15 protein-coding genes are annotated in these 19,374 nt (G+C 67.4%); 11 read left to right on the plus strand and 4 right to left on the minus strand.

Annotated features, from left to right (window positions below):
• Window positions 1–29: 29 nt before the first annotated feature.
• The gene (locus ACZ6DT_RS25870) at window positions 30–1,169 is read left to right on the plus strand and encodes a Gfo/Idh/MocA family protein (RefSeq protein ID WP_465599746.1); all 1,140 of its coding nucleotides are present in this window, start codon (window positions 30–32) and stop codon (window positions 1,167–1,169) included.
• Here the strand turns inward: ACZ6DT_RS25870 and ACZ6DT_RS25875 are convergent.
• The gene (locus tag ACZ6DT_RS25875; RefSeq protein WP_465600047.1) at window positions 1,166–1,909 is read right to left on the minus strand and encodes a GAF and ANTAR domain-containing protein; all 744 of its coding nucleotides are present in this window, start codon (window positions 1,907–1,909) and stop codon (window positions 1,166–1,168) included. The genes ACZ6DT_RS25870 and ACZ6DT_RS25875 overlap by 4 nt on opposite strands.
• Before the next feature lie 369 nt (window positions 1,910–2,278).
• On the opposite strand from ACZ6DT_RS25875, the gene ACZ6DT_RS25880 reads away from it, so the two are divergent.
• The 8 genes from ACZ6DT_RS25880 (at window position 2,279) to ACZ6DT_RS25915 (ending at window position 10,633) form a co-directional block, all read left to right on the plus strand.
• Window positions 2,279–3,214, plus strand: coding sequence for an NAD(P)/FAD-dependent oxidoreductase (locus tag ACZ6DT_RS25880; RefSeq protein WP_465599748.1), 936 nt, complete (start codon window positions 2,279–2,281; stop codon window positions 3,212–3,214).
• A gap of 67 nt (window positions 3,215–3,281) precedes the next feature.
• Window positions 3,282–3,881, plus strand: a complete 600-nt coding sequence (locus tag ACZ6DT_RS25885; protein ID WP_465599750.1) for a TetR/AcrR family transcriptional regulator — start codon at window positions 3,282–3,284, stop codon at window positions 3,879–3,881.
• Window positions 3,871–4,752, plus strand: coding sequence for a crotonase/enoyl-CoA hydratase family protein (locus ACZ6DT_RS25890; RefSeq protein WP_465599752.1), 882 nt, complete (start codon window positions 3,871–3,873; stop codon window positions 4,750–4,752). The genes ACZ6DT_RS25885 and ACZ6DT_RS25890 overlap by 11 nt, the downstream gene beginning before the upstream one ends.
• Entirely contained in the window at window positions 4,749–5,639 is an 891-nt protein-coding gene (locus tag ACZ6DT_RS25895) for an AurF N-oxygenase family protein (RefSeq protein WP_465599754.1), read from the plus strand. The genes ACZ6DT_RS25890 and ACZ6DT_RS25895 overlap by 4 nt, the downstream gene beginning before the upstream one ends.
• A gap of 16 nt (window positions 5,640–5,655) precedes the next feature.
• Window positions 5,656–5,913 carry a hypothetical protein gene (locus ACZ6DT_RS25900; protein ID WP_465599756.1) on the plus strand — a complete coding sequence of 86 codons (258 nt, stop codon included), beginning with the start codon at window positions 5,656–5,658 and terminating at the stop codon, window positions 5,911–5,913.
• A gap of 114 nt (window positions 5,914–6,027) precedes the next feature.
• Window positions 6,028–6,339, plus strand: coding sequence for a hypothetical protein (locus ACZ6DT_RS25905; protein WP_465599758.1), 312 nt, complete (start codon window positions 6,028–6,030; stop codon window positions 6,337–6,339).
• A 482-nt stretch (window positions 6,340–6,821) separates the two neighbouring features.
• Window positions 6,822–8,276 carry a hypothetical protein gene (locus ACZ6DT_RS25910; protein WP_465599760.1) on the plus strand — a complete coding sequence of 485 codons (1,455 nt, stop codon included), beginning with the start codon at window positions 6,822–6,824 and terminating at the stop codon, window positions 8,274–8,276.
• Entirely contained in the window at window positions 8,168–10,633 is a 2,466-nt protein-coding gene (locus ACZ6DT_RS25915) for an ATP-dependent DNA helicase (protein ID WP_465599762.1), read from the plus strand. The genes ACZ6DT_RS25910 and ACZ6DT_RS25915 overlap by 109 nt, the downstream gene beginning before the upstream one ends.
• A 513-nt stretch (window positions 10,634–11,146) precedes the next feature.
• Here ACZ6DT_RS25915 and ACZ6DT_RS25920 read toward each other — a convergent pair.
• The 3 genes from ACZ6DT_RS25920 to ACZ6DT_RS25930 all read right to left on the minus strand — a co-directional run bounded on the left by ACZ6DT_RS25920 (window position 11,147) and on the right by ACZ6DT_RS25930 (window position 16,956).
• The gene (locus tag ACZ6DT_RS25920; RefSeq protein ID WP_465599764.1) at window positions 11,147–12,250 is read right to left on the minus strand and encodes a glycoside hydrolase family 88 protein; all 1,104 of its coding nucleotides are present in this window, start codon (window positions 12,248–12,250) and stop codon (window positions 11,147–11,149) included.
• Window positions 12,251–12,637: 387 nt separating this feature from the next.
• Complete coding sequence (locus tag ACZ6DT_RS25925; RefSeq protein WP_465599766.1) at window positions 12,638–13,873, minus strand: hypothetical protein; 1,236 nt, start codon at window positions 13,871–13,873, stop codon at window positions 12,638–12,640.
• Window positions 13,874–14,004: 131 nt separating this feature from the next.
• Window positions 14,005–16,956: an AfsR/SARP family transcriptional regulator gene (locus tag ACZ6DT_RS25930; RefSeq protein ID WP_465599768.1), complete on the minus strand. Its 2,952-nt coding sequence runs from the start codon at window positions 16,954–16,956 to the stop codon at window positions 14,005–14,007.
• Between the two features lie 144 nt (window positions 16,957–17,100).
• Here ACZ6DT_RS25930 and ACZ6DT_RS25935 point away from each other — a divergent pair, with 144 nt between their 5' ends.
• Together ACZ6DT_RS25935 and ACZ6DT_RS25940 are read left to right on the plus strand one after the other, a co-directional pair.
• Window positions 17,101–17,757 (plus strand): SH3 domain-containing protein, encoded by a 657-nt coding sequence (locus ACZ6DT_RS25935; protein ID WP_465599770.1) that lies wholly within the window; start codon window positions 17,101–17,103, stop codon window positions 17,755–17,757.
• A gap of 43 nt (window positions 17,758–17,800) precedes the next feature.
• Window positions 17,801–19,372 carry an alkaline phosphatase D family protein gene (locus tag ACZ6DT_RS25940; protein WP_465599772.1) on the plus strand — a complete coding sequence of 524 codons (1,572 nt, stop codon included), beginning with the start codon at window positions 17,801–17,803 and terminating at the stop codon, window positions 19,370–19,372.
• Window positions 19,373–19,374 lie beyond the last annotated feature (2 nt).

Raw genomic sequence — 19,374 nt, forward strand, 5'->3', positions numbered from 1 at the left:
GTCAGGAAAGCGCTTTCAAAGGAGAACGGATGACCACGCGGAAAATCGGCGTCGTGCTGAACGGCGTCACCGGGCGGATGGGCTATCGGCAGCACCTGGTGCGCTCGGTCCTGGCGATCAGGGAGGCGGGCGGGGTCGGGCTGGCCGACGGGTCACGGGTCCAGCTGGAGCCGGTCCTGGTGGGGCGCAACGCGGACAAACTCGAGGAGATCGCCACCCGGCACGGGCTCACCCGCTGGACCACCGATCTCGACGCGGCGCTCGGCGACGACGACCTCCCGCTCTACTTCGACGCGCAGCTGACCGCGGTCCGCGAGAAGTCGATCATCCGCGCCATCGACGCGGGCAAGCACATCTACACCGAGAAGCCGGTGGCCGAGTCGGTCGAAGGCGCGCTCGCCCTGGCACGGCACGCCGAAACGGCCGGGGTCAAGAACGGCGTCGTCCACGACAAGCTGTACCTGCCCGGCCTCCTCAAGTTGAAGCGCCTGATCGACAGCGGCTTCTTCGGCCAGATCCTCTCCGTGCGCGGCGAGTTCGGGTACTGGGTCTTCGAGGGCGACTGGCAGGCGGCGCAGCGGCCCAGCTGGAACTATCGCGCCGAAGACGGCGGCGGCATCGTCGTCGACATGTTCTGCCACTGGAACTACGTGCTGGAGAACCTCTTCGGTGCCGTCAACGCCGTGACCGCGAAGGCCGTCACGCACATCCCGGAGCGCGTCGACGAGAAGGGGGACCGGTACGCCGCGACGGCCGACGACTCCGCGTACGCGATCTTCGAGCTGGAAGGCGGGATCATCGCCCAGCTCAACTCGTCCTGGTGCGTGCGGGTCCACCGCGACGAACTGGTCGAGTTCCAGGTCGACGGCACCAAGGGCAGCGCGGTCGCGGGGCTGCACAGATGTGTCATCCAGCCGAGGGAGGCCACCCCGAAGCCGGTCTGGAACCCCGACCTCGCCGAGACGCGGTCGTACCGTTCGCAGTGGCAGGAAGTGCCGGACAACGAGGACTTCGGCAACGGTTTCCGCGCCCAGTGGGAGCAGTTCGTCCGCCACGTCGTGGAGGACGCGCCGCATCCCTACGACTTCATGGCAGGGGTGCGTGGCATCCGGCTCGCGGAAGCCGGCCTCGAGTCGTCCCGCGAGAACCGCCGGATCTCGCTGGGCTAACGGCCGAAGACCGCTCTCGGGTCCTCGGCGATCAACACGGAGATCTCCCGGATCTTGCGGTTCGTGTGCTGCGACGCCTCGGTGAGCCAGCGGAAGGCTTCCTCGGCGTTCAGCTCCAGACGTGCCATCACGATGCCCTTCGCGGTGGCGATGGCGTCCCTGGTCTCCAACGCGGCGACCAGGGTGTCCGCCTGCCGTTCGGCGGCGGCCCAGCGGGACGCGGTCAAAATGATCGCCGAGATCGCCGAGGTGAACATCGCGACCAGGGCCGCCTCGACCGGGTCGAAGGCGTTCTCCTGAAAGCTCCAGACATTGAGGGCGCCGGCCAGCGACTCGGTCTCGCGCCGCCTGAGGTGGGATTCGTCGGGGACGAACAGCGGACAGGCCAGCACGGTCCGCACGCCGAGCTGTTCGGCGGCGACCGTGAAATCCGGCCAGCGTTCGGCCGTCTCGCCGTCCAGCCGGGTCCGGACGATCGCACCGCTTTCGGCGGCTTTCAGGCAGGGGCCCTCGTCCGAGCTGTACTGCGCCTTGTCCAGGGGCAGCAGCGAATCGTCGGTGCCGGCGACGGTGCTGGGCTCGTCGCCGGAGTACAGCGTGACCGTCGCCGCGTCCGCGCCCGGCAGCAGGCCGACCACCTTCTTCGCCACCCGTTCCAGCAACTCGTCACGGGGCTCGTCGAGCCGCATCGACTCCGTGAGCTCCCGCAACGCCGAAGCGGTGTCGCGAAACTGATCCATCATGGCCCTTTCCCTCGGACGGCGGATTTCGCCGACCACCAGAACGTACTCGTTCCGGCTGGCGTGGCATTGGCCGATTCGGGGTAACCCTTGGCCGGTGGCCCGCCGGTTCGGTGGTCATCAGACCTTCGCCGCGGGTGAGTTCCGGCGTCGGCTGTTCGAACCTGGTGACCTCTCCCGTGGGCAGGGCTGCCCGGTGCGAGCCGACCCGCAGCCCAAGCGTCGCGAAGTACGGGTTCCGCTTCTCCGTGATCCCGTGCCGACCCCGAGGTCGGCAGCGCGTTTCGGGGCATCCCGCCGAACCGGTGTGAACGTGACGGCAATGGGTATGTGGGTGCTGCCCCGACTTCCCGAACAGAGAGGCATGTCGTGCGCGATGCCGAATATGACGCGGTGATCATCGGTGCCGGGCCCGCCGGGCTGAGCGCCGCGCTGGTGCTCGGCCGATCCCGGCGCAGCGCGCTGGTGATCGACGGCGGGCCGGGCCGTAACTCCTCGGCCATGGGGGTGCACGGTCTCTTGGCCTGCGACGGGATGACCCCGGACGCGCTGCGGACGGCCGGCCGCGAGCAACTGCGGGAGTACCCGACGGTCAGCCTGCGCGAAGGCCGGGTTCAGGCCGTCGAAGGCGACAGCGGCGAATTCACCGTCCGGTTGGAGGACGGCGACTCGGTGCACGCGCGTCGGATCGTGCTGGCCACCGGAGTGGTCGAAGACCTGCCTGGGATCGCGGGGCTGGCCGAACGCTGGGGAAAGAGTGTGCTCGGCTGCCCGTACTGCCACGCCTGGGAGGTCCGGGATCGGCCGTTGGCCGTCTTGGCCATCGAGGGGCGGCAGGACGTGTTGTTCGCCGCTCAGCTGACCGGATGGGGTTCGGAGGTCACTTTGTGCACCAACGGTATCCCGTTGTCCGCCGAGGACGAGGACATCCTGGGCAAACGTGCCGTCCGTGTGCGCACGGAGCCGGTGCGAAGTGTGGAGGGACCCGATGACGCCGTCGAACGGGTCACGTTCCGCGACGGCGACCCGGTGGAGTGCGCTGCGGTCTTCCTGCACGCCGCCACGCGGCAGGCCGACCCGCTGGCCGAGAAGCTGGGCTGTGTCATTCAGGACGACGGGACCGTGCGGGTCGACGACGCCGGTTTCACCGGTGTGCCGGGTGTCCAGGCGGTCGGCGACCTGGCGCGGCGGGAATCGAGTCCCTCGGGCATGACGTTCGTGGTGACCGCGGCCGCCATGGGTTTCGTGGCGGCCACCGCGGTGGATCACGAACTGTTCATGGAAGAAATGGGGGTGACGGACTGAAACGGTCCTCCGCGGATCTTCGCGCCGGGCGTTGCTGAAGTGCGGAATCCGTGCTTCACTCTTTGACGTGCCGTACCGACGGACCCCGAAGACCCAGGCAAGACTGGACTCCCAGCGACGGGAGATCCTGGTCGCGGCCATCGCGCTGCTGGCCGAGACCGGCTACGCGGGCTGCTCCATGGCCGCGGTCGCGGCACGGGCGGGAGTCGGCACCGGCAGCGTGTACCGGCAGTTCCCGTCGAAGGCCGACCTCGTGGTCGAGGTCTTCCGCGAGGTGGTCTCCCGGGAGGTCGACGCCGTCGAGGCCGCCGCGGCCGAAGGTGACGTCCGGGAGCGGGTGGTCGCGGTGATCGAGACCTTCGCCGGCCGGGCGTTGAAGGCGCCGAGGCTGGCGTACGCGTTGCTGGCCGAACCGGTCGACGCCGTGGTGGAGGCCGAACGGCTGGTCTTCCGCCGCGCGTTCCGCGAGATCATCGCCAGGAACATCGCCGACGGCGTCCGAAAAGGACTGCTGCCCCCGCAGGACGCGGAAGCGACCGCGGCGGCGCTCGTCGGCGCGGGCGCGGAAATGCTGGTCGGACCCCTGGCCGGGGAAAGCGGACCGGACACGATCCCGCATCTGGTCACGTTCACCCTTCGGGCGCTGGGCGGCTCCGATGGAGTTTGAGACGCTCACTTACCGCGTCGAAGACCGGAAGGCCTACCTGACGTTGAACCGCCCCGAGCGGCTCAACGCGATCAACGACGTCATGCCCGGCGAGATCCGGCAGGCCGTGGAACGGGCGAACGAGGACGACGCGGCCCGCGTGATCGTGGTGCGTGGCGAAGGCCGCTCCTTCTGTGCCGGATACGACCTCGAACAGTTCGCGGAGGAAGACGCCGAGGGCCGCTGGAACCAGGGACCGGTCTGGGATCCGGTCAAGGACTACCGGGTGATGAAGCGCAACACCGACGACTTCTTCAGCCTGTGGCGGTCGCTGAAACCCACCATCTGCCAGGTGCAGGGACACGCGATCGCCGGCGGCAGCGATATCGCGCTGTCGTGCGACGTGCTGATCATGGCGGCCGACGCGCGTATCGGCTATCCGCCCGCACGGGTGTGGGGCTGCCCGACGACCGGGATGTGGGTCTACCGCGTCGGTGCTCAGCGCGCGAAACGGATGCTGCTCACCGGCGACACCATCGACGGCACCACCGCGGCGGACTGGGGACTCGCGCTCGAAGCGGTGGACCCCGGACGGCTCGAAGCCGCCGTCGAGGAACTGGCGGACCGGATGGCGGGCGTGCCGACGAACCAGCTGGTGATGCAGAAGCTGATGATCAACCAGGCCTACGACAACATGGGCCTCTCCGGCACGCAGACGCTCGCGACGCTTTTCGACGGCATCACCCGGCACACCCCGGAAGGCCGCTGGTTCCGCGAATTCGCCGAACGCGATGGTTTCCACGAGGCGGTGGCCTACCGCGATTCCGGACAGGTCATCCCGGACGGCGGCGGACCGCTGCCGGAGCACACGAACCCAAGGAGGTCGTCATGACCGCGAACGCCGAAAGCGAACGTGTCGCCGAGCGCCTGCAGCGCTCCTCCGCACGGCTTTCCTACGACCCGGACGTCGACGTCGACTGGCTGGCACCGCTGGTCGACGGGGCGTACGGCAAGGCGCCGGAACGATGTTCCCTGTACGGCACCGAATTGTGGGAGCGTCTCGACGAAGAGCAGCGCGCCGAGCTGAGCCGTCAAGAGGCCGCGGCCGCGGCGGCGTCGGGTATCTGGTTCGAGCTGATCCTCATGCAGGGCCTCGTCCGGCACGTCTACAACAGCGACCCGACGACCCACAACGCCCAGTACGCGCTCACCGAGATCGCCGACGAATGCCGTCACAGCACCATGTTCGCCCGCTCGATCGCGAAGACCGGCGGCGTCGTCCGGCGCCCGAGCCGCTCGGCGCACCGCGCGGGCAAGGTGTTCGGCGCGATCTGCGGTCCGGCGCTGCTGTTCGCCGGCGCCATCTACGTCGAAGAACTCGCCGATGGCATGCAACGTGAGATGATGCGCGACCCCGGCCTGCAACCGATGATCCGGATGATCTCCCGGATCCACGTCATCGAAGAGGCACGCCACATCGGCTTCGCCAAGGACGAATTGGGCCGGGCGTGGGCCCGGCACGGCCGCGTCGGCCGCGAACTGATCCGCTGGACGATCGCCGTCATGGCCTACGTCGCGACGTCGGAGCTGTTGCACCCCAAGGCATACACCGCTGTCGGACTCGATCCGCGTGAAGCCCGCCAGGTCGCCGACGCGAACCCGCACTGGCGCCGGACCAAGGCGTCGTGGGCGGCCAAGGCCGTCGAATACTTCACCGAGATCGGCCTCATCGGCGGCCCGAGCCGACGGCTCTGGCGCCGCGCCGGCGTCCTCGACTGAACAAGGAAGGCAATCCATGTCCTCACGCACCGGCCAGGTCCTCGGCCTCGGCATCGCCGCGACCGGACTCGCCCACTTCGCCGCTCCGGCGGCCTTCGAACCCGTCACGCGGATGGCGTTCGCCGACGACGTCCGTAACTGGACCTATCGCAACGGCGCCACCGAACTCGCCATCGGTCTGGCGATCGCGGCCGGTCCCACCAGGAAGGCCGGGGTCGCCGGACTGGCCGTCTACGCCGGTTGGCTGGCGAAGCGCGTCCTCGCCCGGCGCTGAACCCCGCCGCCAGGACGAAGCTCCCGTCCTCGGCGGCATCTACGTAGGGTTGATGGTTCTGGCCCACGGCGGACAAGGGAGCGCGGCGGTGGATGGGCGGCATCGGGGACCGTTATGCGGGCCATCGCCTCCGCCGAGGATGTGGCGGGTCGCCGTGACAGCTGGGCACAGACCGTCTGTCTCGTCTGTGTGGAGGCTTTCGACCAGGTGGACGCGGCCATTCTGGCGTTGCGGGGTGGCCCGCACGCCGAGGCGGTGCTGGGCGCCGGCGACCCATGGGCCGCCGATCTGGCGGAAGCGCAGGACACCGTCGGCGAGGGGCAGGACGGGGAGGCGTTCGCCACCGGTGCCCCGGTGCTGGTGTCCGACCTCAGGTTCGAGCAGGTGTGCCGGCCGGGTTTCGCGCAGGCCGCCCGGAAATCGTGAATGAAACCGTCGGTGGGCTTCGGTTTACTGCTGTGCGCCATCAGGGACTCAAACCCCGAACCCGCTGGTTAAGAGTCGGCACTTGGGCGTGTCGACGGTGTCGAGTAGTGCCGGGCGAAACCTTTCTCTGGCCGCGAGGTGTCCGAGGTGTCTAGATGTGCCACCGGGTGTCGGACTGTTTCGGACCTCTCGGGCTCGTCTCGGGCACGCCGGTGCGAGATTCTCTGACGGATTTCGCTGAGGTCAGGGCGGTCCCCGGAATGGTGGAGGTTGACAGCTCCTATACGCGGTGGCGTGAAATGCCCAGCGACTTCGCCGACTCGTCGGCCCGCCGCTGCACGCTTGGTCCCCCTCTGCTGTTCACGGCTCACGACAAGATGGACGGCTGTGAGGTAGAGGCGGGTGAGGCGCTGTGTATGTCACATGCCGACGAACCGTCGTGTTGATTTCCGTACCGCGGCCGGAGGTGCTAAACCTGGTGAGTGGCCGGTATTCAGCATTTGTCGATGAGGGTTCCGTGGCGGGACCGTCCCTGGGACAGCTTCGTTTGCGACGACCCGCTGGGAAACTCATCCTGCACGTTGCTCGCCACTGTGGGTAAGCGCCGGGACGATTTGTTCGAGGCTGAGAGCGCCGGGGCGTCCATCGACACGCTTGATCAGAACCGGTTGCCCTGTCTCGGCGAGCGGGCGACGTTCATGTCAGCGCTCGGCTACACTATAGTTAAACAACACCCGTACCGTAACAATTCCGCGCTGCGCGGCAAGCTCTACGACACCGCGGTCACCGTCCCGGGGTACGCGTTCGAAGCCATCCCGTTCCGCTGGATGAACCGCGAGTCCTTCGCGGAGGAGATCGGTCATGACCGGGTTCCGCTGTTCGACCCAAGGGCAGAGGAGACAGCGGACGCGGCATTGAATTACTCGCCGGTGTGGACGATGGACAGCGCGAACCAGCGCGCGATCATGGATGCTTTCTTCGAACCAGTCTCTCCAGATGATTCTCTGGTCTTCGCGTACCTGAAGCATTCGCCATTGCAGGAGCAACGCGTGGATCGCCTGTTGGTCGGAGCCGCTCGAATCACCCGGATCACTCCACCGCCGATGTGGAAGCAGTCCGGGAACCCGCCGTTCCTGTCCTCCATGTGGGAGACGATCATCGAGCACTCTCTGCGAGCCGACATGATGGACGGGATCCTCTTGCCATATCAGCAGCTCATCGGGCTGATGGACGACGACGTCGAGGTCGAGAAGGCGCTGGCATGGGCGCCGGAGGGACGTGACGTCGAGTTCTCCTATGTCACGGAACATATGTCGGACGATGCGGCGATCGAAGCGCTGAGCGCGTTGCAGGCGGCGGCGGACGGGATGCGGGAGCTGGGTATCGATGTTCCCGCTGCCGGGCGAGCATGGCTGCAAGCGCAGATCGACCGGCTCTGGCAACTGCGAGGTCCCACGCCGGGCTTGCCAGGCGTGCTGAAGATGATCGGCGTCCAGCAGCCCTACGTTGCAGCGCGCACGGTGTTCGAGGAAGCCGGCGACGCGGGTCCTTGGGACCTTCTCGACGCCGTATTTGCCAAGCCGTCGGAAACGCCAGCATCGATCCGCTCCCATATCGGCGCGATCCAGAGCCGGGTTTGGAACAGGGTCCCGTCCGCACGCCAGGCTGTGCTGCGCTTACTCTCCGGTTTCGACATCTCCCCGGCACAAGTACATATGTTGCTGAGCGGTGCCACCGAGGTCGAAATCGCCGCCGAGGACCTCCTCGAGAACCCCTACCTCGCGGTCACTTGCACGTATGGCATTCCTGAGCACGTGCCGTTACGACCGTGGATCGGGCCTTGTTCCCGGCGGCGCATGTGTCCTGGAAGCCGCCGGTTCCCGACGAGGTGGAACTGGAAGGACACCTCGATAGGCGCCGGGTGGAAGCACTGCTGACCGACGTGCTCGAACGGCAGGGTCAGCAGGGAGACACCGTTGTGCCGGAAGGTGAGGCGATCGCATTGGCCAACGAGATGCCGCTCGCTCAGCCGCCCAACCTGACCAAGATGATCCTCGCCGGCCTCGACCTCGACCATGACGGCATCCACGAATGGGACGAGTGGTCGCCGTTGACCAGTGTGGCGCTCAGCGACGGGACTCCTGCGTATAAGCTATCTCGCTTCGAAGACACAGCTGTCATGATCCGGGATTGGGTCGCGGCACAGCGGAGCCGTCCCAACCTCGGCACTGTTTCGGATTCCCGGCAAGTTCTGGATCGTGCGCTGAGCCAGAACGAAGATGTGACGGGAGCCTTGGACGAACGGGAAGAGCGTGCTCGCGCTGAGAAAGCCGTGGGCCTTTCAGCCTTGCATGATGCCCCGCTTTCCGTGTTGATCGGCCCGGCCGGCACTGGGAAGACGACGCTGCTCCGCGCGCTAGTAGCGTATCCCGGCGTGGCCAACGGCAACATCTTGTTGCTCGCGCCGACGGGCAAGGCCAAGGTCCAGCTCGAAACAAAGGTCGGCTTCCCTGCCAAGACTCTCGCGTCCTACCTCAGCGCCACGCAGCGTTACGACGGTGAAACGGGCCGGTACCTCGTTTGGGGTGACCAGCAGCCACGTCAGAACTACGCTCTTGTCGTCATCGACGAAGCCTCGATGCTCACCGAAGACATGTTAGCCGCGACACTTGACGCGTTGTCCGGAGTCAAACGACTTGTCCTGGTCGGTGACCCTCGGCAGCTTCCGCCGATCGGGGCGGGACGTCCGTTTGTCGACCTCGTCAGTGAGCTGCGGCCGGACAAGTTCAGAGACTGGATGCGGGTCGCGCCGGGCTACGTCGAGTTGCAGGTACCCCGGCGCCAGCTGGCGGACGGCAGTCACGGCATCCGCCATGACCTCGAGCTGGCGGCGTGGTTCGGTAGTGACACCCGGGGCGCTGGCGACGAGGTGATCTGGAACGAGCTCGCGACCAACCCAAACTTGCCCACTCTGCGGTACGTGTCATGGAGCGACCGGACCGCTGTCGAGGCATTGACCGACGAACTCGAACACAATCTTCCTCTCGGTGGTCACACTGATCCGGCACGCGCCTTCGCTCTCACCTACGGCGGCGTGGTGAACGGTGAATACCTCAACTGGCAGATTGGCGCCGGCCAACGTGCTGAGGATTGGCAGGTTCTCGCCCCGACGAGGTCTCGCGCGTTCGGCACAGTCGAACTGAACCGTCACATCAAACGGACCTACCGTGTCGGTGATACGGCGTGGGCGCAAAGAGACAGCCGCGGCGGCAACATCCCGAGGCCGATCGGACCAGAGCTGATCGTTCGCGGTGACAAGGTCATGCAGACCACCAACAAGCGATTGACTGCGTTCCCCAAACAGGGCGCGATGAACTACGTGGCCAACGGGGAGATCGGCGTCGCGATCGGATTCGTCACACCGGCGAAGAAGGCACCGAAGAACAAGCTCCGTCTCGGTGTCGAGTTCTCTTCGCAACCCGGATTCGAATACCCCTACTGGCCAACGGACTCGGATGACGCGCTGCTGGAGCTGGCCTGGGCCGTCACTGTTCATAAGGCGCAGGGATCGGAGTTCGGCACGACTTTCCTGATTCTGCCGGCTCGTGCCAAGGTGTCGCGCGAACTCATGTACACCGCTCTCACCAGGCAAAAAGACAAAGTAGTCATCCTGCACGAGGGCACGCTCGCCGAGCTGCGTGACCTTGCCCAGCCTTGGCACTCCGAAACTGCTCGGCGCCTCACCGACCTTTTCTCTCCACCGCACCCCACAACGCTTGAGATTCGTGGAACTACCCGGCGCTTCGACCGAAAGCTACTGCACGTGTCGGCGGGCGGTGTACCGATGGCGTCGAAGAACGAGGTGATCATCGCTGGACTGCTCGAACAGCTGGTTCCAGGGCAGTGGTACTACGAGCAGTCGCTAACCGGGGAGGACGGCAGGGTTATCCTTCCGGACTTCACGATCGCTGCCAGTGATGGTCGCACTATCTACTGGGAACACGCCGGATTGCTAGACCTCCCCGACTACGCAAGGAAGTGGGAGCTCAAGAAAATCTGGTACGCGGACAACGGCATTTTTCCGCACGATGAGGGCGGCGGGCAGAATGGCACGCTCATGTGGACCGACGACCGCAACGGCGCCGACGCACAAGCTTGGTTTGCTCTCGCGTCCGAGATACTCGGAGTGACGCCAACGCCGTTGAACTCGAGTAGCAGACAACCTGGCGCGGTGCGGCGAAACGCCCGACGTACTCCACGGCGGCGTCCGAACTCGCCAGGAGGTGCTCGGTGACAACTGCGAGCAGGCCGAACACGACGAACCGGGAACCGGAGGAGCCGGACCATATCCAGCACTGACGGCGCATCATCCGTACTGCGGACGTCGTCCTCATGCTTACCCATCAAGGAGGGGTGATGTCGCTCTTCCGGGGGCGCCCTCGCCGAGGTTGTGGCGGTCGCCACGTGGTGAGATCGGAGTCGGTCAACGCCAAGCGCTGCATGCATGCAATCGCGGAGGAACGCGGCGTAATCACGCGCTGCGTCAGGGTGCCACTGACTCAGCCACGGCGCGAGCTCGTTCAGGCCGGCCAACAGCGGTACGAGACTGTGGGGATCGAGATCGCTGCGGCTGAGCTTTGAGGAGATAAGATCTGGCCGTGGTTGTCAGTAGGTCTCAACGTCCTGCCAGCGGTCACTGAAAGTGATCGAGGAAGCGTTCAGTGCGGGTTTCCATCGCATCGTCCACCGGCCTGACCAGCGCTAACCTTGTCGTCGTCACCCATGCCAACGACAGTAGGTCAATAAATCAGCAGTCTCCAATGCGACATTGGGGACCAGGCAGCCAGCCGAGGATCAGCCGCTCGACAGGTCGATCGCCTTGTCGATCTCCGCCGGCATGAGCACCCGCAGGATGCCCTCCAGCAGGTAGTAGTCGCCGTAGGGTAACGAAACCTCGACGCCGTCCTCGGCCGGGCGGTGGCGCGTGCCCCGCGCCATGATCGCCTCGGCACGGGTGGATTTCGTGGTCAGGCAGGTGTCGCACAACGCGGTGAGGATCCGGATCGCGGCCTCGCGGTACTGCGGCCGGTTCGCGACCTTCGCGAGGTCGAGCAGGCCGCACGCCAGCCAGCACGGCACCGGCGGAGGAGTCCTTGATGTCGTGCGGTGCCTGCGGCGCGAGGTAGTCCCACCCCGGCACGTTGTCCGGAGTCAGGGCGCGCAGCGCGAAGTCGGCAAGGCGTCGCGCGGTTCGCAGGAACAGCGGGTCGCCGGAGCGCCGGTACATCGTGGTGAAGCCGTAGATCGCCCACGCCTGACTGCGCGACCAGCAGGACGCCGGGCTGTAGCCCTGCACGGTGTCGGGGCCGATCGCGGCGCCCGTGACCGGATCGAAGTCGAACACGTGCGGGGTCGAACCGTCCGGGCGCGGGAAAACCCGTTCGGTGGTCTTCGCGTGTGAGACGGCGATGTCGAGGTACTTGCGGTCACCGGTCTGTTTGCTCGCGAAGGCCAGCAGGTCGAGGTTCATCATCGTGTCGACGATGACCCGGCCGGCGTTGCCGGGGGCGGCGAGCGCGCCCCATGCCCGGATGAACTTTCCTTTTTCGTTGTAGCGCTGGATGAGCGACGCGGCGGCGTTGAGTGCCCCGGTGCGCCATTTCTCGTCGCCGGTGAGCCGCCAGCCGGTCACCCACGACGGGTAGAACAGGAATCCGAGGTCGTGGTCCCGCGTCTCGTGCTGGCGCGGCGCGAGTTTTTCCGCCGACGCCATGGCGAGCGTGCGGAATTGTGGATCACCGCTGTAGATCGAGGCGAGCCACAAAGTGCCCGGCCAGAATCCGCCGATCCAGCCGCCGTTCTGCGAATAGGTCCATTTCTCGAATCGGGTGATCTCCGGAAAGGCCGGCACGCCGGGGCGACGGTCCGCAGCTTGGTCACCGCGTAGTCGGCCGTACGGCGGAAAGTCCTTAGCCCGGCGGCTTCTTGCTCGGCCCCGGCGGCGTTCGGAGTGATCGCGGTGGTCGCGACGGCGGCGGTGGTCAACAGGGTTCGCCGGGAAACGCTCACAATGCCCGCCATTCGTCAGTGGGAATGCGTCACGGAAGTTTCGCACGACGATTACGGGCTTGTGAAGAGCATTCAAGGTTGTGAATAACTGCGTCACTCAGTGGGACTGATGTTCGCATTGTGCCGGAACACGTTTTCCGGGTCGTGCCCGCCTTGATCGGGGCGGCCTAAAGGGCGAAGGCCCGGCGCTATGGGGTGCGCCGGGCCTTCACGTTCAGGGTTCAGTGCCTTACGAGCACTTGGGCGCCACCGGCAGGTCCGATCCGGTCCGCAGGTAGGTGTCCGAGATGTAGTGTCCCGGGCCGATCCGGTCCCAGATGTTGCTGGTACCGAACTTGCCGGTGACGGTCTCACCCTCGACGTAGCATTCGATGTTGACCTTCGCGTAGTTCGCCGCGAGGCCCTTGATCGCCGCGCTGGTGCTCGCGGAGGCCCGGATGTTCATCGGGTCGCCCGCCGTGCTGACGACGCCGGTCGGACCGGAGCCGGTCCACAGGTAGGAGACGTTGACCCAGCCGTTGTCGGTCATCTTCAGACCGTCCCAGAAGGTGCCGTCCGCGAGGTCGATACCCGCCGGGTTGGCCACCTTGCGGCCGAACTCGTCCTTGCCGCCGTTGTAACCGTCCTGGTACGCGGCTTGCGCTTCGGGCTTGCCCTGCGGCAGGTTCTTCCACATCTGCCGGGTGGCCGACGGGTTCCAGTAGTCGTCCTTGGTGTTCCACGGGCCGACGTCCCACACCGGCGCGTATTCGCAGCGGCTGTTGTCGGTGCGGCAGATGCGCACGGTGTAGTTGCCGGTGTTCTTCGGCGCCAGGCCTCGGCCCGACGGGAGGGCGACGAAGTGGTCGCGGGACTTGATCACGTGCCCGTTGGCGGTGGTGCCGCCGACGAGGCCTTCGCGGGTGGCGAAGACCCGGTACGTCAGCGGGGCGGCGGCCGCGCCGATCGCGTTGACCTGCGGGCCGAGCTCACCCTGGAGGGTGACGTCGCTGACCTTCGCGGTCACGCCGTCGTTCACCGTGCGCAGTCCGATGCGGACCTGGACCGTGGAGGCCGAAGTGGACAGCCGGGCGGCGCCACCCTCGGCGGGCGTCCATTCGGTCCAGTCGTTGCCGTTGAGCTTGCCGCGGACGGCGACCTCGACCTCGGTGCCCTTCGGGGTGTCTGCGGTCACCTGGGCGGTGACCCGGTTCACCGGCTTGCCGAGCTTCTGCTCGGCCGACAGCAGGTAACCCTGGCTGCCGATGGAGTCGGGTTTCCGGTGCCAGGCGGCGTTTTCGAGGCTCAGCACGCCACCATCGCTGCGGACGTTGACATCGTCGCCGTCTACAGTGGACAGGTCGGCGCGCCAGCTTCCCTCTGGCGCCGCGTTCGCTGGGCCGGCGGCCAGCGCGGTGCCCGCCCCCGAGGCCAGCACAGTCAGCACGGCCGCCATCACCCGGCGGGCCTTCACGGTCCGGACCATTCCGGTCTCCCTTCGAGCACTCTCGGTTGCCATGAAGGGAGCTTCGCCGGGGCGTGTACACGATCGATACAAACGCGAACCGGCACCTGATCGCGGTGTGTACCTCGATCAGGTGCCGGTGGGAGAAAAGGTCAGGCGCTCGCTGAGTCGCCGTAAGAGGCTTCGGCCGATTCCTGCAGACGCGAAGCGAGCGCGGATTCCTGCGGCCGCGCGGAGAGTTCCCGCCACAACGCCAGCGCGCGTTCCGAATACGTCCGTGACCGTTCGGGCTGGCTCAGCGCCTCGTGCAGTTCCCCGAGCAACTGCGACACCTCGGCCTCGGACCGGCGGTCCCCGTTGCGCCGGTGCACGCTCAGCGAATTGACCAGCAGCAGTTGCGCGTGGGCCAGATCGCCGCTGTGCAGGTACAGCTCGCCGAGGTTCTGGTTCGCGTAGCCGACGCAATGGTCGTCGCCGAGTTCGTTGAAGATCGCGATCGCCCGGTCGACCCGCTCCCGCGCGCCCGCGAGGTTGCCCTGATGCTGGCGCAGCATCGCGAGCCGCTTCAGCGCGTGCGCCTCCCGATGCCGGTCGCCGATGCGCGCGGAGTGCTCGAGCGCCTCGGTGAACCAGCGTTCCGCGTCGGAGAACCGGCGCCGCGCCAGCCACACCGCGCCGATCGCGATCCGCGCGACCGCCTCGCCGTGCGGATCACCGGCCGCCGCGAACTGGTCGAGCGCCGCGTGACAATGCTCCAGCGCGACGGTGTCCTCGCCCTTGATCCGCAGCACGGTCCCGAGCCCGGCCAGTGCGATCGCCGCGCCCCGCGCGTCACCGATCTTGTCGAACAGCAGTTGCGACTGCTCGAACGCGACCAGGGCTTCGGCGTAACTGTCCTGGTAGAGCTGGATCTGCCCGAGGTTGCGCTGGATGATCGCCTCACCGCGGACCTCGCCGGACCGGCGTGCGGCGGCCAGCGCGACGGCGTGCGTGTGCAGCCAGTCGTCCTGGTGCCCGCGCTGGTCGAAGTACGGCGCCAGCGCCGCGGCGAGCCGCCAGGCCAGCGCGTCGAAGCCGAGGTCCGCGGCCAGCGAGACGGCCGCGACACAGGTGTGCCGCTCGGCGGCGAACCACGCGGCCGGATCCTCGATCAGCGGTGCGGTCCCCGGCGGGAGAGCGGGCTGGACGGCCGTGTCGTCCCGGTAGAGCCCGAAGAAGTGGATCGGCATCCGGTCCGCGGCTTCGAGCGCGAGCGCGAGATAGCCCTCCAGCACCCGTTTCGTGGCGTCGTGCGCTTTCGCCGGGATGTCCTGCGCGCGCAGTTCGAGGGCGTAACACCGCAACAGGTCATGCAGGCGGTAGCGGGGCTCGCCGGTGCCGTCCGAGCCGCTGAGCTCGACCAGATGGGCGTCCACCAGCACATCGAGGACGTCTTCACCGTGCGTGCGGCCGAGCAGAGCCGCGACCACCCAGCCGGGGAACTGGACCGAGCCGAGGCCGCCCAGGCCGCGGAACGCGGTCGCCGCCGACATCGGCAGGAGGTCGTAGCTGAGGGTGACACTGGCCCGGACGGCGAGATCACCGACGCGGAGCTCGTCCAATCTTCGTCTCTCGTCCCGCAGCCTGTCGGCCAGCACCCGCAACGTCCAGCCGGGCCGATGGGTCAGCTTCGCCCCGGCGACCCGGATCGCCAGCGGCAGGTACCCGCAGTGGCGCAGGATCGCGGCCGCGCACTCCGGTTCGGCGGCGACCCTTTCGGTGCCGACGATGCCCTCGAGCAGTCGCGCGGCCTCGGCTTCGGGCAGGAGTTCGACGTCGATCGGGGTGGCGCCCGCCAGATCCGGCATCCGCACCCGGCTGGTGATCAGGACCACGCAGGAGCCCGCGCCGGGCAGCAGCGGCCGGAGCTGTGCCGCGCTGCCGGCGTCGTCGAGGACGACGCACATCCGCAGGATCGTCAGCCGGGACCGCAGCAACGCCGCGCGTTCGGGAAGCTCACGCGGCAGTCCCGCGTCGGGGACGCCCAACGCGCGGAGCAACTCGGCGAGCACGGTCATCGGGGGCCGGGGCGAGGACGACGTCCCGGCGAGGTCGACGTGCAGCTGACCGTCCGGGAAATCGTCACGGACCGCGTGCGCCACCCGGATCGCGACCGAGGACTTGCCGATCCCCGGCGCGCCCGAAAGCACCGCGATCGCGGGTTTCCCCTGGTCGCGGCGATCGCGGAAGAGGCTGACGAGTTCACTGACCACTCCGTCGCGGCCGGTGAAGTCCGGCAGGTCCAGCGGCAGCTGGCAGACCGGCGCCATCGGCCGGGGGAGGGCGACGGCCATGGCGTCCGGGCTCACGGACGGTGCCGCGATCAGCGAAGCCCGCAGTTCCCTCAGCCGCGGGCCCGGTTCGGTGCCGAGTTCGTCGGCCAGGACCTGCTCGGCCGTCTCGTAGGCCTCGATCGCGTCGGCCGTGCGGCCGTCGGCCCGCAACGCGACGATCAGCTGCTGCCAGAGTTCCTCGCGCAGCGGGTGTTCGGTGACCAGGCCACGCAGTTCGGCGACGGCTTCGGCGGTCCGGCCGAGTTCGATCCTGGCCCGCAACCGCTGTTCCTGGACCGCGAGCCGCAATTCCGTCAGCCTGGCCACGGTCGCGCCCCAGCCGTGGTCGTGGGGGAGGCCTTCGAGGACTTCTCCGCGCCACAGCGCCTCGGCCTGGTCCAGCAGGTCGAGAGCGGATTCGGCCTCTCCGCGGCCGAGTGCGGACTGGGCGTGGGCGGCCAATTCACCGAAGCGGACGTGGTCGATCTCCCCGGGTGCGGCTTTGAGGATGTACCCGGAGGCCCGGCTCCCGATGCGTTCCCCGAGTTCGGGGTCGTGGTCGGCGAGGCGTTTGCGGAGTGAATGGACGTAGGTGCGGATGTTCGCCGCCGCCGAACGAGGCGCCGACGAAGGCCACAGGACCTCGATCAGCAGTTCGGTGGAGACGACGACGTTGGGCTGGAGCAGGAGAGCGGCCAGCAGCAGACGCGGTTTGGGGCCGCCGAGCGGCACCACCTGTCCGTCCACCGCCACTTCGAGCGGCCCGAGAACGCGAAACCCGAGAATAGTCACCTAAACCGCCAATACGGCAGGAGCCCCATATCCGCCGATAATATTGCCGTCCCGCCATCGTTGGCTAGATCCATTCGCATGCATGTGCAGACACCTGGTCGTCGTTTGTACGTGATGTGTATGACGCCGGTCGACGCTGAAGCCATGAAGCGTTCAAGTGTCCGGCGGCTCGCCGGTTTCTTTCTCGTGCTGGTGACGGCGGGCGCCTTGGGCCTCGCCGGAGCCACTCCCGCACTGGCCGCGGCCACCGGGACGGTGAAGACGGCGGGCGATCCACTGAACGTGCGCCGTGCCCCGAGTACCTCTTCGACCGCGGTGCGCACGGTGGACAACGGGGCCACGGTGACCATCGACTGCCAGACGATCGGGACCTCGGTCACCGGTCCGCTGGGCACGACGACGTTGTGGGACTACGTCCCCGCGCTCGGCGGTTACATTTCGGACGGTTATGTCCACACCGGCTCCGACCAGCGGATCGCGCCCGACTGCGGGGTCGGTTCCGGCAGCGCCGAATGTTCCACCGGCGTCTGCGCGGGCGAGGGGAGGTTCCGTTCATCGGATGCTCATTTCCTCGTCTACGACAAGGACGCCGACGGCAAGTCCGCCGTGGTCGCCTACTGGCTGAAGGGTGGCGCCGGCCCGTTCTACGTATGGGCCTCCGGCGGTAACGGCACCCACGTCGACAAGGCCGTGCCGGTCGCGAAGGGATCGTGGGTCTATTACAAGGTCTGCGTCGCCAACGCCGCCGCGAATCCGACCCTCGAAGCCTGTAGTGGCGGCATCACCGATTACGCCGCGTGAAATCCCTCCCCGTTCTTTCCCCACTTCGAAAGGTTGAATTCTCATGGGTCAGGTGAACCGGCGGGCGGTACTCCTCGGTGGAGCCGCGGCGGTTTCCGCGGCGGCGTTGCCGTCGACGGTGCCTTCCTGGGCGAACGCCAGAACGATGGCGGCGGCGCCCGCCATCCACGACCCGTTCCAGCTCGGGGTCGCCTCGGGTGATCCGCTGCCGGACAGCGTCGTGCTGTGGACGCGGCTCGCGCCCGCGCCGCTGAACCCCGACGGTTTCGGCGGTATGCCGGACGCTTCGTATCCAGTGGACTGGGAGATCGCGAACGACCAGGCGTTCTCCTCGGTCGTGCAGAAGGGCACCGCGACCGCGGCCCGGGCCTCCGGGCACAGCGTGCACATCGAGCCTGCCGGGCTCGCACCGGGACGGGAGTACTTCTACCGGTTCAAGACCAGCGGCCACCTCTCGCCGGTCGGCCGGACGCGGACCGCCCCCGCCGCCGGTGCCGCGGTGAATCAGCTGAAGTACTGCTTCTCCTCCTGTCAGCATTGGGAGGAGGGCTGGTACCACTCGTACAAGGGCATGCTCGCCGACAACCCGGATCTGGTGCTGTTCCTCGGCGATTACATGTACGAGCGGAAGTCCGGCCGCGTCGCCGCCGAACGGAACCCGCGCAGACTGGCTTTCACCGAGGACGTGACGACGCTGGCCCAATACCGGGCGCGGCACGCCCAGCACAAGACCGACGCCGATCTGCAGAACGCGCACGCGATGGCGCCGTGGGTCGTGGTCTTCGACGACCACGAGGTGATGAACAACTGGAACGGCACCACCAGCCCGGCCACCGCGGACCGCAAGGCCGCCGGTTTCCAGGCGTTCTACGAGAACATGCCGATCCGGTCCACGGCCAAGCCGAGCGGTGCGTCGATCCGGCTGTACCGGCAGTTCGGCTGGGGCGACCTCGCCCGGTTCCACCTGCTCGACACCCGCCAGTACCGCAACGCGCAGGTGCCCGACCCCTCCGGCTCGGCGGGACCGTCGTGCACCGACATGCGGTCGACGTCGCGCAGCATCCTGGGCACGACGCAGGAGGCGTGGCTGCTGAAGGCGCTGGAGACGCATCCGGCGAAGTGGGACTTCCTCGGCCAGCAGGTCTTCTTCGCCACCCGTGACGGCGACGGCAACAAGGCGACCTGCGAGAGCCCCGATTCCTGGCAGGGCTACGAGGCCTCCCGCGACCGGATCGCGAAGGGCATCGTGGACCGCAAGGTGCCGAACCCGATCGTGCTGACCGGCGACGTCCACCGGCACTGGGCGGCCGACCTGCGCCGCGATTACTTCAACCACAGCGACCCGGTGTTCGGTTCGGAACTGGTGACGACCTCGGTCACGAGCAACAGCGACACCGCGACCGACCCGTCGTCGACCTGGCTCTCGAACAACCCGCACGTCAAGTACTCCCGGGGAAAGCGCGGCTATGTCCGGGTGACGGCGTCGCAAACGCAGATGCGAGCCGACTTCATGACGGTTTCGGACACCACCGAGTACGACTTCTCGAAGGTGACCCTGGCCGCGGATCGGTCCTATGTCGTCGAGGCCGGGAAGCCGGGGTTGCGGCGGGTCTAGGC

The sequence above is a fragment of the Amycolatopsis sp. NPDC041971 genome (assembly GCF_055588925.1).

Coding starts and splice junctions, on each gene's coding strand:
- ACZ6DT_RS25870 (WP_465599746.1), top strand. CDS start 30: ATGACCACGCGGAAAATCGGCGTCGTGCTGAACGGCGTCACCGGGCGG.
- ACZ6DT_RS25875 (WP_465600047.1), bottom strand. CDS start 1,909: ATGGATCAGTTTCGCGACACCGCTTCGGCGTTGCGGGAGCTCACGGAG.
- ACZ6DT_RS25890 (WP_465599752.1), top strand. CDS start 3,871: ATGGAGTTTGAGACGCTCACTTACCGCGTCGAAGACCGGAAGGCCTAC.
- ACZ6DT_RS25895 (WP_465599754.1), top strand. CDS start 4,749: ATGACCGCGAACGCCGAAAGCGAACGTGTCGCCGAGCGCCTGCAGCGC.
- ACZ6DT_RS25900 (WP_465599756.1), top strand. CDS start 5,656: ATGTCCTCACGCACCGGCCAGGTCCTCGGCCTCGGCATCGCCGCGACC.
- ACZ6DT_RS25905 (WP_465599758.1), top strand. CDS start 6,028: ATGCGGGCCATCGCCTCCGCCGAGGATGTGGCGGGTCGCCGTGACAGC.
- ACZ6DT_RS25925 (WP_465599766.1), bottom strand. CDS start 13,873: ATGGTCCGGACCGTGAAGGCCCGCCGGGTGATGGCGGCCGTGCTGACT.
- ACZ6DT_RS25935 (WP_465599770.1), top strand. CDS start 17,101: ATGAAGCGTTCAAGTGTCCGGCGGCTCGCCGGTTTCTTTCTCGTGCTG.
- ACZ6DT_RS25940 (WP_465599772.1), top strand. CDS start 17,801: ATGGGTCAGGTGAACCGGCGGGCGGTACTCCTCGGTGGAGCCGCGGCG.